Here is a 12317-nt window from a genome sequence, read left to right as displayed (position 1 = left end):
ACTATGTTGTGTCCGTCACTCCCGGTCAGCCGCCGCCGCCGGACATGCAGCAAACGTCCCGCGGCCCGCCCCTGAAGGCTTGCCGTGTCGACGCGGCCGCCATCGAGCGGACCCAGATCGCCCCCACGGCCCGGATACCGGCCGCAGGCGCAGGCTGTTGCCGACGATCTGGTGTTCCCGCGCTTTGGCATCCCACCCCGACCGCCCCGTGCGCCGGTATCGCGTGCAGGGCCGCCATGGCATCGACCGCCAACGCGCGTGCGAGCCTGGAGTTTCACCACCATGACCGACAGTACCTTCCGCGTGGCCGATCTGGCCGGCGCCGGCGACGCCTTGCGCGCCGGTGGCGAGCGCGTGCCGACCTGGATCACCAAGGAGGCCGGCAACCGTCGCCTGCCGTTCGAGGCCGAGCGCCTGCAGCGCAGCATCGATGCCGTGCATGCCGAGTTCCCGCAGCTGGATGTGAGCGACTACCGCCGCGTGGTGCAGGCGATGGTCGAACGCAAACCGAGCATCAGCGCCGATGACCTGGTCGATCTGCTGATCCGCGAGGCCGAGTCGCGGGTGGACCTGGTCGCGCCGGAGTGGGAACAGTTTGCCGCGCGCATCTACCTGCGCCGCCTGTACAAGCGCGCCAGCCGCAACCGCTTCTACGACGTTGGACTGAAGTACGGTTCCTACGTGGGCCTGCAGGAAAGCCTGGCCGACCGCGGCATCTACAGCAACGACATCCTGCGCTGCTATTCCAAGGAAGAGCTGCAGCAGGCCGGCGAGATGATCGACCCGGAACGGGACCGCCTGTTCGCCTACAACGGCCTGTACCTGCTGGCCACGCGCTACCTGGCCAGCGACCGCAGCCGCGAGGTCTATGAACTGCCGCAGGAGCGCTGGCTGACCATCGCGCTGTACCTGATGCAGGAGGAAAAGCCGCGCGAGCGGCGCATGCAGCTGGTCGGTGAGGCGTACTGGGCGCTGTCGAACCTGTACATGACGGTGGCCACACCGACCCTGGCCAATGCCGGCAAGGTGGGCGGGCAGTTGTCGAGCTGCTTCATCGACACGGTGGACGACAGCCTGCAGGGCATCTATGACTCCAACACCGATATCGCCCGTGTTTCGAAACACGGCGGCGGCGTTGGTGCCTATCTGGGCTATGTGCGCAGCAGCGGCGCGCCGATCCGTGGCGTGGCCAATTCCTCCGGTGGCGTGGTGCCGTGGATCAAGCAGCTCAACAACACGGCGGTGTCGGTTGATCAGCTCGGCCAGCGCAAGGGTGCAGTGGCGGTGTACCTGGACATCTGGCACCGCGATATCGAAGCCTTCATGGACCTGCGCCTCAACAACGGCGACCAGCGCCTGCGCGCGCACGATGTGTTCACCTCGGTGTGCGTGCCCGACCTGTTCATGGAAGCGGTCGAACGTCGCGCCGACTGGTACCTGTTCGACCCGCACGAGGTGAAGCAGGCCAAGGGCTGGTACCTGCAGGACTTCTACGACGAGAAGCGTGGTTCTGGCAGCTTCCGTGACCGCTACGCCGAGCTGGTGGCCGATGAGCGCATCAGCCGCCGCACGGTGAAGGCCATCGATCTGTTCAAGCGGATCATGCTCAGCCAGCTGGAGACCGGCAACCCGTTCCTGTTCTACCGCGACGAGGTCAACCGCCGGAACCCGAACAAGCACGCGGGCATGATCTATTCCAGCAACCTGTGCACCGAGATCCTGCAGAACATGAGCCCGACGCGGATGATCCAGGAGATCGTCAGCGGCGACCAGATCGTGACTACGCGCCGCGCCGGTGACTTCGTGGTCTGCAACCTGTCCTCGATCAACCTCGGACGTGCGATCAGTGCGCCGGATGACCTGCTGGCCACCGACGTGCTGGAGCGCCTGATCCCGATCCAGGTGCGCATGCTCGACAACGTGATCGACCTCAATGCGCTGCCGGTGCCGCAGGCCACCATCACCAACCGCAAATACCGCGCCATCGGCCTGGGCACCTTCGGCTGGCACCATCTGCTGGCGCAGCAGGCGATCCAATGGGAATCGCCGGATGCCGAAGCGCTGGCCGACCGCCTCTACGAGCGCATCAACTTCCTGACCATCCAGGCCAGCGCGCAGCTGGCGAAGGAGAAAGGCAGCTACCCGATGTTCACCGGCAGCGACTGGCACAACGGCCGCTACTTCAGTGACCGCGACTACAGCGGCGCGGCCTGGGACAGCCTGGCCCGCGAGGTCGCCACGCACGGCCTGCGCAACGGCTGGCTGCTGGCGGTGGCACCGAACATGAGCACCGCGCAGATTGCCGGTTCCACCGCCTCCATCGACCCGATCTACAGCGCGTTCTACTACGAGGAAAAGAAGGATTTCCGGCGTCCGGTGGCCGCTCCGGGTTTGTCGCTGGAGACCTGGCCGTACTACGAGAAGGGTGCCTACAAGGTCGACCAGTTCGCCAGCGTGCGCCAGAACGCGCGCCGCCAGCGCCACGTCGACCAGTCGATCAGCTTCAACATGTACGTGCCTAGCACGATCCGCGCCAGCACGCTGCTGGAGCTGCACCTGAGCGCATGGCGCGAAGGCCTGAAGACCACCTACTACGTGCGTTCCAACGACATCGACATCAGCGAATGCGAGTGGTGCTCCAGCTGACCGCCGGCGACCCACGGTAGTGCCGGCCGCTGGCCGGCAACCCCGCGATCCACGGTAGTGCCGGCCGCTGGCCGGCAACACGATAGAACGAGAACGAAGGCAGAAACCCATGGCAACCCCCCTCGACCGCATCAAGATCCTCGAACCGCGCCATCCCAACCGCAGCACCGGCATCATCAACGGCTGCACCAGCGGCATCCTCAACTGGAACGACATTCCTTACCCGTCGTTCTATCGGGCCTACAAGGAGCTGTCGACCAACTTCTGGATTCCCGACGAGGTCGACATGAAGCTCGATGCCCGCCAGTACGGCGAGCTCAACGCGCGTGAGAAGAACGCCTACGACTCCATCATCGGCCTGCTGGCCACGCTCGACTCACCGCAGACCCGCTTCATCTACAACGTGGCCGAGTACATCACCGATCCCGCCGCGCATGCCAATGCAGCGATCATCGGCCAGCAGGAAGTGATCCACAACGAGAGCTACAGCTACGTGCTGGCCTCGATCACCGACCTGCCGAACCAGAACCGCATCTTCGAGATCGCCCGCACCCACCCGACCATCATCAAGCGCAACGCACCTATCATGGGCGCGTATGACGACTTCATGCGCGAGAAGACCGCCGAGACCCTGCTGAAGTCGCTGATCCAGTCCTCGATCCTGGAAGGCATCAACTTCTATTCCGGTTTCGCCTACTTCTACAACATGGTGCGGCAGAACCGCATGAACGGCACCGGCAAGATCATCAGCTTCATCAACCGCGACGAGCTGGCGCATACCAAGTTCATCAGCGAGTTGATCCGCGCCATCATCGGCGAGAACCCGGAGCTTCAGACCAACGAGCTGACCGCCTACGTGCACCAATCGTTCGAGCACGCCATCGAGCTGGAGACGCAATGGTCGTCGGAGGTGCTGGACGGTATTGACGGCATCGACGTGGACGAGATGGTGCGCTACGTGAAGTACCGCGCCAACAAGATGGCCGGCATGCTCGGCATCGAACGCCTGTACAGCGACACCACCGACAATGTGATGCCGTGGATCAAGGCCTACGCCGACAACTTCACCGAAACCAAGACCGACTTCTTCGAGATGCGCAATGCAAGTTACAAGAAGACCAACGTCGACAACGGCTTCGACGACCTCTGAGCCCAGCGAAGCGCTGAGCATTCTGCTGGTGGTCGCCTCCTTGAGCGGCAACACCCGAGAGCTCGGCCGGCAGATCGCCGAGCGCTGCCGCGCTGCAGGTCACGCCGTGCACTGGCACGAGGCCGACGACCTGCGGCAGGCGCCGCCGCTGGCCGCCGGCGAGGCCGATCTGGTCCTGCTGGGCTGCTGGACCGACAACGCCGGCCGCACGCCGGCGGAGATGAAGGCGTGGGTGGCCGGCATTGCCGAGCGCGGCGAGCGGCCACGGCAGCTGGCGGTGTTCGGCACCGGCGAAACGCAGTGGGGGCAGGAGTACTACTGCGGTGCCGTGCACCGGCTGATCCGCTACTTCCGCAGCGACTACCCGCCGCTGGAGATCGAACAGATGCCGCATGGCGTTCGCCATGCCGCGGCCATCGAGGCCTGGACCGACGCGGTCCTGGCCCATTACTGGAGCAACACCGATGCAGATCATCGACGCCACCACGCCTGAGCAGTTCCAGCAGCTGCTGGCCGAACATCCGCGGGTGCTGGTGGATTTCCACAAGGACCAGTGCCCAGGGTGCCGGATGCTGGAGATGTCGCTGCACCGCGTGGCGACCAGCAGTGCAGGGCAGGGCATCACCCTGCTGCGCGTGCAGCTGGAAGTGCTGGGTGAAGCGTTCTTCAGGGGACTGGGGTTGCGGCAGACGCCGACGCTGTCCCTGTTCCGTGACGGCGACGAACGCACCCGCCTGGCCGGGTTCCAGTCGCCGCAGCAGATTGAAGCCGCCATTGCGCTGTATCTGTAGAGTCGAGCGATGCTCGACTGCTGTTCGCGCGGTGATGGAATGAGTCGAGCATGGCTCGACTCTACAAAGGCATCCACGCATGGCGTGGATCTACTGGCGGGATTTGCTTTCTGTAGAGTCGAGCCATGCTCGACTGCTTTGCGCGCGGTGTGCGATGAGTCGAGCATGGCTCGACTCTACAAAGGCATCCACGCATGGCGTGGATCTACTTGGGGCAGGACCGAGCCCGGCGTTTGGCATTACCCGCCGCTGAAGGTATCCACCAGCAGCTTCACGTTCAGCACCACGATCACCAGCGCGATCACCCAGGCGATGCCGCCCAGCCAGCGCGGGGCCACCAGCGCGCCCATCGTCACTTTGTCGGTCACGATCCGCACCAGCGGAATGATCGCGAACGGCAGCTGCATCGACAGCACCACCTGGCTCAGCACCAGCAGCTTTACCGCGCCCTGGTCGCCAAACAGCATGATCACCACCACCACCGGAATGATCGCCAGCGCCCGCGTGATCAGCCGACGCAGCCACGGCGGCAGACGCAGGTGCAGGAAGCCTTCCATCACGATCTGGCCGGCCAGCGTGGCGGTCACCGTTGAATTCAGGCCCGAGGCCAACAGGGCAATCGCAAACAGTGTCGCCGCCGCGCCTACGCCGAGCATCGGCGCCAGCAGCTGGTGCGCCTGCTCGATGTCTTCCACATCAAATCGGCCATTGGCATGGAACACCGCCGCCGCCAGGATCAGGATGCTGGCGTTGATGAACAGTGCCAGGGTCAGTGCAAGGGTGCTGTCGGTCACCGCCCAGCGCAGCGCGCTGCGTCGGCCCTCATCGGTGCGCGGGTAGGCACGGGTCTGCACGATGGACGAGTGCAGATAGAGATTGTGCGGCATCACCGTGGCACCAATGATGCCGATGGCGATGTACAGCGCGTGCGGATCAGTTACCACCTGCGCGCGCGGGATGAAGCCGCCCAGCACTTCCATCACCGGCGGTGCAGCCAGCGCGATCTGCACCACGAAGCAGCCGAAGATCACCATCAGCAATGCGATCACGAAGGCTTCCAGCGCACGGAAACCGCGGTTCATCAGCAGCAGCACCAGCAGCGTGTCCAGCGCGGTGATCACCGCGCCCCACAGCAACGGCAGGTCGAACAGCAGCTTCAGTGCGATCGCGGTGCCGATCACCTCGGCCAGGTCGCAGGCGATGATCGCCGCCTCGCACAGCCCCCACAACGCCAGGTTCACCGGCTTCGGGTAACGCGCGCGGCAGGCCTGTGCCAGGTCCATGCCGGTGGCGATGCCGAGCCGCGCCGATAGCGCCTGCAGGATCACTGCCATCAGGTTGGAGATGAGAATGACCGACAGCAGCAGGTAACCGAAGCGCGAACCGCCGGCGAGGTCGGTGGCCCAGTTGCCCGGGTCCATGTAGCCGACAGAGATCATGTAGCCCGGGCCGAGGAAGGCCAGCAGGCGGAACCACCAGTGGCCCTTGTCGGGCACCGCCACCGAGGCGTTGAGCGCGCCCAGGCTGGCCGGAGTGGAGGCCGAGGGGTCGCGGGATGCCAGGGTGTTCATGGCTCCGAATATAGCTCCTGCTATAGTCATTAGCAATGTGAAACAATCGTCTTTATCGCGTTACTGGTCCAGAATTCAGGTTCAACACCGGAACAACCGGAAGGACAGGCGCAGGCGTGGGCAAGACCGACGATTCGACATCGCTGAAAAGCACCCCCTTGATCGAGGCCGAGCGCCAGGTCGAGAGCTTCCGGCAAGTGCGCGAGGCGCACCGTATGGAGCTGGTGGAGGACTATGTCGAGCTGATCTCGGACCTGCTGGCCGACGGCGGCGAGGCCCGCCAGGTCGACATCGCCACCCGCCTGGGCGTAGCCCAGCCCACCGTGGCGAAGATGCTGCGGCGGCTGGCCCGTGATGGCTGGGTGGTGCAGCGGCCGTACCGCGGCGTGTTCCTGACCCCGGAAGGCGAGGCGCTGGCGCATGCCAGCCGCCAGCGTCATCAGACCGTGGAGCGTTTCCTGCTGGCGCTGGGCGTGGACGCGGATACCGCACGGCGCGATGCCGAAGGTATAGAGCACCATGTAAGCGAGCAGACGCTGGCGTTGTTCGAAGCGTTTGTGCGCAAGGCCAGGGGCGCGGCGCCGTAACGGTAGCGCCGGGCCATGCCCGGCGGCCGTAATGTTGCGTCACGCATTTCGCCGGGCAGGGCCCGGCGCTACCGCGATTGGATGCCGGCGTTGGGGCAACGGGCCTGCTGCTGCGCACACGCCTGCTTCGTCCATTCCTTCAACACGGGCTGCAGGCCTTCGTAACGCCGGCCTTGCCAACCATTGGCCAGCACCTTGCCGTCGGCATCGATCAGCACCAGATTCGGCGGTGCCAGCCCAGCCAATGCCTGCAGTGCCGGCATGCGCGCGGCGCGGCGCGGGTCCAGCACCGGCCACGGCATCTCCTGCGCATGCATGTAGCGGCGCAGCGCGGCCTCGCTCTCATCCAGGCTGACGTACACCACTTCGGTATCGGCGCCGGCCTCGCGCAATGCGTCACGCACGCTGCGCAGTGTGGGTACGAAGGCATGGCAGGGCGCGCACCAGTCGGCGCCGAAGTACAACGCCACCAGCTTCGGTGGCGATGACCACTGCATCGGCCGCAGCGAGCGCTGATCCGGCCGCATCAGCGAGGCCGAGACCTGCGCGTGGAGGTCCGCAGCCATCGCTGGTGCGGCCAGCAGCACGGCACAGGCCAGCAACAACGCTCGTAGCGGCTTAGAACGCATAGCGCAGGTTGACGTACCACGAGCGCGCGAAGCGCGGCCCATAGACATAGTCGCTGTCTCGCAGCGCGCCCACTTCCAGATCCTTCTGGCGCTGGTCGAACACGTTCTTGACGCCTGCGGCCACCGACACTTCCTGCTGCGCCTGCGCGCCCAGGTGGCGGTGCCAGCGCGCACCCAGATCGGTCACCAGGAATGAACGCGTGCGGTGCAGTTCGCCCAGCCGGTTGTTCAGCACCGACATCGGCCCGGTGTGGCGCAGCGCGACGAAGGTCTCCCACGGCTCGGCCGGCATCCAGCTGAGCTGGGCCAGGCCGGTCCAGCGTGGGGTCTTCAGGTAGTCCCGGCTTTCGATCACGGTGTCGCCGCCGTCGCCGGTGTCGTCGAAGATGCGCTGCGGTTCGCGGAAACGCGAGCGGTACCACGAGGCACCCGCGGTCAGGCGCCACTGTGGCGACGGCTGCCAGCCGAGGTTGGTTTCCGCGCCCAGCACGTTGGAACCGGACGCGTTGTAGCGCAGCTGACTGAGCTGTCCGTCATCGCCGCGCTGGATCTCGCCCAGTGCGAAGGTGTCGCGGATGCGCGCATACGAGGCGGCGGCATCCCAGCTCCACACCGGATTGGCCGGGTCCGAGCGCCAGTCGAAGCCGAACAGGGTGGTCAACGCGCGCTCTTCCTTCAGGCCGTCGGTGTTGCGCACGCGCACCTGTTCGCCACCCAGCGTATCGACATGCACATCCTCAACGAAGATCTCTGGGGCACGGAAGCCGGTGGCAATGCCGGCGCGCCACTTCAGGTTGGGCGTGGCCTGCCAGGCCAGCGCGATGCGCGGCGAGAACACCGCGCTGTCCAGCTCCGAGCTCTTGTCCACGCGCGCACCCAGCACCAGGTCGACGTTGTCGCGCAGGCTCCACTCGTCCTGGATGAAGGCGCCCAGGTTGTGGAAGGTAGCGTCCTCCAGCACTGCCAACCGCTGGCCGTCACCGGTGCGGTTGTCGTCGCGCAGCGCCTCGTGCTTGTACTGCACGCCGAAGGCCAGCGCGTGCGCCCCCAACCGCCAGTTCAACTGGCTGTCGATGTAGTGCAGCGGGTTGTGGGTGCGGCCGTACTGGCGCCACGACCGCGAGGCCGCGCTGCCGGCCACGTTCGGGTCCAGCTGCGACGGGTCATAGCCAGGCGCAGACGGATCGGTGACCACATCGCCCAGGCCGCCATAGAAGCTGTCACGGTCGATGTCGGCGAAGGCATAGGCCAGGCGGAAATCAACGTCGGCATTGATCTCCTGATTCCACGACACGCTGCCGCGCCGGTACTTCGTATCCAGCGATTCGGCGATGTTGGCCAGGTATTCTGGCTGGTCCAGGCGGTTGCCGCCGCGGCGGGTTTCATCGGTCACCTGCAGGTCCAGGCGCAGCCGTGTGCCCGGTGTGGGCGCATACCAGGCCTGCAGTCCGCCGACCTTGAGGTTCTTGCGGGTGATCTCGGTGTAGCCGTCACCGTTGTAGTCGATGCCGCTGTTCCAGTTGCGCTGGGCAATCACCGACAGCCCGGCGTCGGCATCCTTGGCCACCAGGTCGAGGCGCACATCGGCATTCTTCTGCGGCGTGCCTTTCAGCACATCCACGCCGGCCTGCACATGGCCACCGCTGCGCGCCGGCAGCGGCGGGATCAGGTTGATCACACCGGCCACCGCGCCCGGTCCATACAGCGCCGAACCACCGCCTTTGACCACTTCGATGCGGTCGACGAACCCGGCCGGAATCTGTTCCAGGCCGTACACGCTGCCCAGCGTGGACAGCAACGGGATGCCATCGAACAACAGCTGGTTGTAGGCGCCGGGCAGGCCCAGCAGCTGTACCTCGCTGGTGTTGCAGTTCTGGCAGTTGCTTTCCACGCGCAGGCCATTGATCAGTTCGGCGGCACGCGAGAAGTCGGTGGCCGCGCGCAGCGCGATGTCTTCCTTGCGCAGCACTTCGGTGCGGATCGGGACATCGGACAGCAGGCGTTCGCTGCGGGTGGCAGTGCTGACCTTGACCTGCACACGGTCCAGCTCGGTCGGCTTTGGTGTGGCTGCCAGCACGGGCAACGGCAGGGTCAGGGCGATGGCGGCAGCCAGAGGCAGCCGGCGGGAAAGGGGTCTGGAAACGGGCATGAAGGCGTCGTCCTTGGGAGAGGAAAGGCGGCGAGGGCGACCTGGCTGACGCATATGAAAGCAGAGGGTCATAGATATAGCAATTGCTATATAAATAAGTCCGTGCAATCACGAAGCCGGAAGCAGGATCAGAACATCGCGGACGACAGTGTTATAACATTACAAATCAACGCCAGAACCCTGCCGGATGTCATGCCCGGCAGGGTGCGATCGAAATCGAGGAACGCCGCCCCGGTCTGGCCCCGGGGCGGCGAGGGGATTACCAGGCGGCGCGCAGGCCCACCTGGGCACCGTGGTTGCGATAGCCGCTGTCGCCACGCTGCACACGCAGGTCACCCCATGCGCTCCAGCGCTGGCCCAGCTGCAGCTGGGCACCGGCCTGCACTTCGTAGCGGTTCTCCGGCGTCTTCGCGCTCAACGACTCACTGTTGAAACGCATGGCCTCATCGCGCTGGCCACGCAGCCAGTTCGCCGCCAGGAACGGCTGCACGCGGTTGCCCTGCAGCGTGCCCTGGCCAAACAGGCGTACGCCGAGGCGGCTGTTGAGGCCGCCGCCGCGGCCATCCTCGACCGTGGTGCCATTGTTTTCGACCAGGCTGTCACCGTCGTAGTCGGTCCAGGTCAGCTGCGCCTGCGGCTGCAGGTACAGCGTGCTGGCCTCACTGCTGCGGATGGCCCAGGCATATCCGGCTTCCAGCGATGCGCTGCGGGTCCTGGAATCGTAGGTCTCGCGGGCGATGCCTTCGCCCTGCACCTCGTTGTCGAAGCGCGCCGCCTGCAGCCAGCCGTCCACATACAGGCCGGCACTGCTCTGCGCATCCTGCACCCAGCCCAGGTAGACACCGGCCGACTTGCCCTTGACCTTGCCGCGGGTGCCATAGCCGCTCAGCGTCGACACCGCCTGCGTGGTCGCCTCGCCGGTGCCCAGCATCACGCCGACCTGGCCACGGCCATCGCCCCAGCGCCAGACATCGCTGCCCAGCTGCAGGGTGTTGATGTGGGTACGGGCGTCAACCTGGCCGGCCACGTTCGCCTGCAGCTGGTCACGCCCGGCGCGCACCCAGGTGCCGATGCGGGCGCGGTCGAAGCCGGACTCGCCGCGGTCGTGGCGGCGCAGCTGGAACATCTGCACGGCCGCGGCCTGGTTGGCCAGGTAGGCGCCCGGTTCCGGACGCAGCACCGGCACTGGATCGACGGGATTGACCGGATCAATGGGATCGATGGGATCGACCGGGTCCACAGGATCGACCGGATCCACCGGACCAGTGCCCTGGCACTCCGGCAGTGACGGATTGATATCGCACGGATTACCGGTATAGGCCGAGGTCAGGTACCAGTTGCCGTTGGTCGCGCCCGGAGTGCCCTTGCGCAGGAAATACTCGTACATGCCGCCGATGGCGCGGCCCTGCAGCGCGAGGTGACCATTGCTGGCACCGTCCACCTGCACCAGCGGAATACCGTTGACGGTCTGTGCACCAGCGCCGGCAATGTTGTTGACGGTGACCTGGGTGGTGCCGCTGGTATTGCCGGTGACATGCACGCGCGAGCTTGCTGCGTCGTCGCCGGCCAGCACCGTGTTGAAGTGCAGGGTGCCGCCATTGCCGGTGTAGTTGCCGTTGACGGTCAGCTGCGGATAGGCCGCCGTACCCGCGGCACCGAGGAAGATATTGCTGCCTGCACCCAGGGTGAGGTTGCCGGTGTTGCTGTCGCCGGACAGCGTCCAGCGACCGCCCTGGTCGACGATGACGTCGGCCGGGCCGAGGATGCGACCGGTGAGGTCGAGGCCGTCGAGCAGGCTGATCTTTGCGGTGGCGGTATCGGCGATGGTGATGTCGCCATTGAGCTTGGAGGTGCGGGCGGTGAAATCGAGCAGGGCGTTGTCAGCGGCTTCCACGATCACGCCGTTTCCGCCGATGAGGGTGGAACCGTTCTGTACGATGATGCGTGCGAGTGCCGTACTGCTGCCCCTGCCTGCGGCACGAATAGCGCTGCCCTGCAGACCTTCCACGCGCGAGCCGTCGACCAGCGCGTACCAGTCGTCAGGGTCTGCGATGGCAGGCTGGCCGGCGGTTGATAGAGAAGCAAAAATCCCGTCCTGCCCACCAACGGCTGTCGATCCGTTGCGGAGCTCCAGCACGCCAGCCAGTGCCTGCACTCCATATCGCGTGCCGGAGAATATAGTGCTATTTGCCAGTATGGATGCACCTCCGCTGACGTTTGCGGCGGCCAGATTGCCCGCCACGCGGCTGTTGTTGATAGTCACCACCGTCAGGGGGGTTCCAGGCGGCGCCCTGAGGTTGGATCCAGTCCCAAGACCGTAGTTCCAGCTTCCACCGATGATGGAGGAGTCGGAGATGTTGACGAAAGAGTTGATGAACTGGGTTTGTCCGGTGACGGTTGCTTGATCCAGGTTCACTTGGCTGAGTGTCGATGAGACGCCATGAATCCTCGCACCAATGACGTTGAGCGTGGACTGTTCGATGACCTGTGCACTTTGTCCCTCGAAGGGGCTGCCTGCGCGCAGAGTGAAGGTCTGACCGTTGCGCACGACGATCTGGGCGCTTGATTCATCTGCCATGGACAGGCCCAGGCATGCCATTAGTGCGCTTGCCAGCACGGCCGGGTAGGAAACGCGCCGCCGCGTGGAGACGTCCATTGGATTGGCGAGTGATATTGAGATAACGCGGAACTTCGGCGTGAACTGCATCATGCGCATGGGTGTTTCTCCTTGAAGCCTATTGGGGGGACCTGCATCCGCAGGACCGGAGGCGGCACTGTGCGGATCGGGTCTTGC

At 65.3% G+C, this 12317-nt stretch carries 9 protein-coding genes; 5 read left to right on the top strand and 4 right to left on the bottom strand.

Annotated features, from left to right (window positions below; translation table 11 throughout):
• Positions 1-282: 282 nt before the first annotated feature.
• The 4 genes from ACSYAO_RS12120 (at position 283) to ACSYAO_RS12105 (ending at position 4587) form a co-directional block, all read left to right on the top strand.
• Complete coding sequence (locus ACSYAO_RS12120; protein WP_049461513.1) at positions 283-2646, top strand: ribonucleoside-diphosphate reductase subunit alpha; 2364 nt, start codon at positions 283-285, stop codon at positions 2644-2646.
• Positions 2647-2755: 109 nt separating this feature from the next.
• Positions 2756-3796 (top strand): ribonucleotide-diphosphate reductase subunit beta, encoded by a 1041-nt coding sequence (locus tag ACSYAO_RS12115; protein ID WP_049461514.1) that lies wholly within the window; start codon positions 2756-2758, stop codon positions 3794-3796.
• Between the two features lie 25 nt (positions 3797-3821).
• Positions 3822-4289 carry a flavodoxin gene (locus ACSYAO_RS12110; RefSeq protein ID WP_080356501.1) on the top strand — a complete coding sequence of 156 codons (468 nt, stop codon included), beginning with the start codon at positions 3822-3824 and terminating at the stop codon, positions 4287-4289.
• Positions 4261-4587: a thioredoxin family protein gene (locus ACSYAO_RS12105; protein ID WP_049461515.1), complete on the top strand. Its 327-nt coding sequence runs from the start codon at positions 4261-4263 to the stop codon at positions 4585-4587. Before ACSYAO_RS12110 ends, ACSYAO_RS12105 begins: the two co-directional genes overlap by 29 nt.
• Before the next feature lie 239 nt (positions 4588-4826).
• Here the strand turns inward: ACSYAO_RS12105 and ACSYAO_RS12100 are convergent, their stop codons facing one another.
• Complete coding sequence (locus ACSYAO_RS12100) at positions 4827-6158, bottom strand: Nramp family divalent metal transporter (RefSeq protein WP_049462794.1); 1332 nt, start codon at positions 6156-6158, stop codon at positions 4827-4829.
• Positions 6159-6274: 116 nt separating this feature from the next.
• Between ACSYAO_RS12100 and mntR the strand changes: the two genes are divergently transcribed.
• Positions 6275-6745, top strand: a complete 471-nt coding sequence (gene mntR / locus ACSYAO_RS12095) for a manganese-binding transcriptional regulator MntR (protein ID WP_049462793.1) — start codon at positions 6275-6277, stop codon at positions 6743-6745.
• Between the two features lie 68 nt (positions 6746-6813).
• On the opposite strand, the gene ACSYAO_RS12090 is transcribed toward mntR, so the two are convergent.
• The 3 genes from ACSYAO_RS12090 to ACSYAO_RS12080 form a co-directional block, all read right to left on the bottom strand.
• Positions 6814-7374: a thioredoxin-like domain-containing protein gene (locus ACSYAO_RS12090; protein WP_049462792.1), complete on the bottom strand. Its 561-nt coding sequence runs from the start codon at positions 7372-7374 to the stop codon at positions 6814-6816.
• Positions 7364-9523, bottom strand: coding sequence for a TonB-dependent receptor plug domain-containing protein (locus ACSYAO_RS12085; protein WP_049462791.1), 2160 nt, complete (start codon positions 9521-9523; stop codon positions 7364-7366). The genes ACSYAO_RS12090 and ACSYAO_RS12085 overlap by 11 nt, the downstream gene beginning before the upstream one ends.
• A 259-nt stretch (positions 9524-9782) precedes the next feature.
• Positions 9783-12239: an autotransporter family protein gene (locus tag ACSYAO_RS12080; protein WP_049462790.1), complete on the bottom strand. Its 2457-nt coding sequence runs from the start codon at positions 12237-12239 to the stop codon at positions 9783-9785.
• Positions 12240-12317: the final 78 nt, after the last annotated feature.

Origin of the sequence: Stenotrophomonas sp. STK16_22, from assembly GCF_051984505.1 — a bacterium.
GTDB classification, from domain to species: domain Bacteria; phylum Pseudomonadota; class Gammaproteobacteria; order Xanthomonadales; family Xanthomonadaceae; genus Stenotrophomonas; species Stenotrophomonas maltophilia_A.
This window is presented reverse-complemented; position numbering and strand designations above follow the sequence as displayed.

Coding starts and splice junctions, on each gene's coding strand:
- ACSYAO_RS12100 (WP_049462794.1), bottom strand. CDS start 6,158: ATGAACACCCTGGCATCCCGCGACCCCTCGGCCTCCACTCCGGCCAGC.
- ACSYAO_RS12120 (WP_049461513.1), top strand. CDS start 283: ATGACCGACAGTACCTTCCGCGTGGCCGATCTGGCCGGCGCCGGCGAC.
- ACSYAO_RS12105 (WP_049461515.1), top strand. CDS start 4,261: ATGCAGATCATCGACGCCACCACGCCTGAGCAGTTCCAGCAGCTGCTG.
- ACSYAO_RS12080 (WP_049462790.1), bottom strand. CDS start 12,239: ATGCGCATGATGCAGTTCACGCCGAAGTTCCGCGTTATCTCAATATCA.
- ACSYAO_RS12115 (WP_049461514.1), top strand. CDS start 2,756: ATGGCAACCCCCCTCGACCGCATCAAGATCCTCGAACCGCGCCATCCC.
- ACSYAO_RS12090 (WP_049462792.1), bottom strand. CDS start 7,374: ATGCGTTCTAAGCCGCTACGAGCGTTGTTGCTGGCCTGTGCCGTGCTG.
- ACSYAO_RS12085 (WP_049462791.1), bottom strand. CDS start 9,523: ATGCCCGTTTCCAGACCCCTTTCCCGCCGGCTGCCTCTGGCTGCCGCC.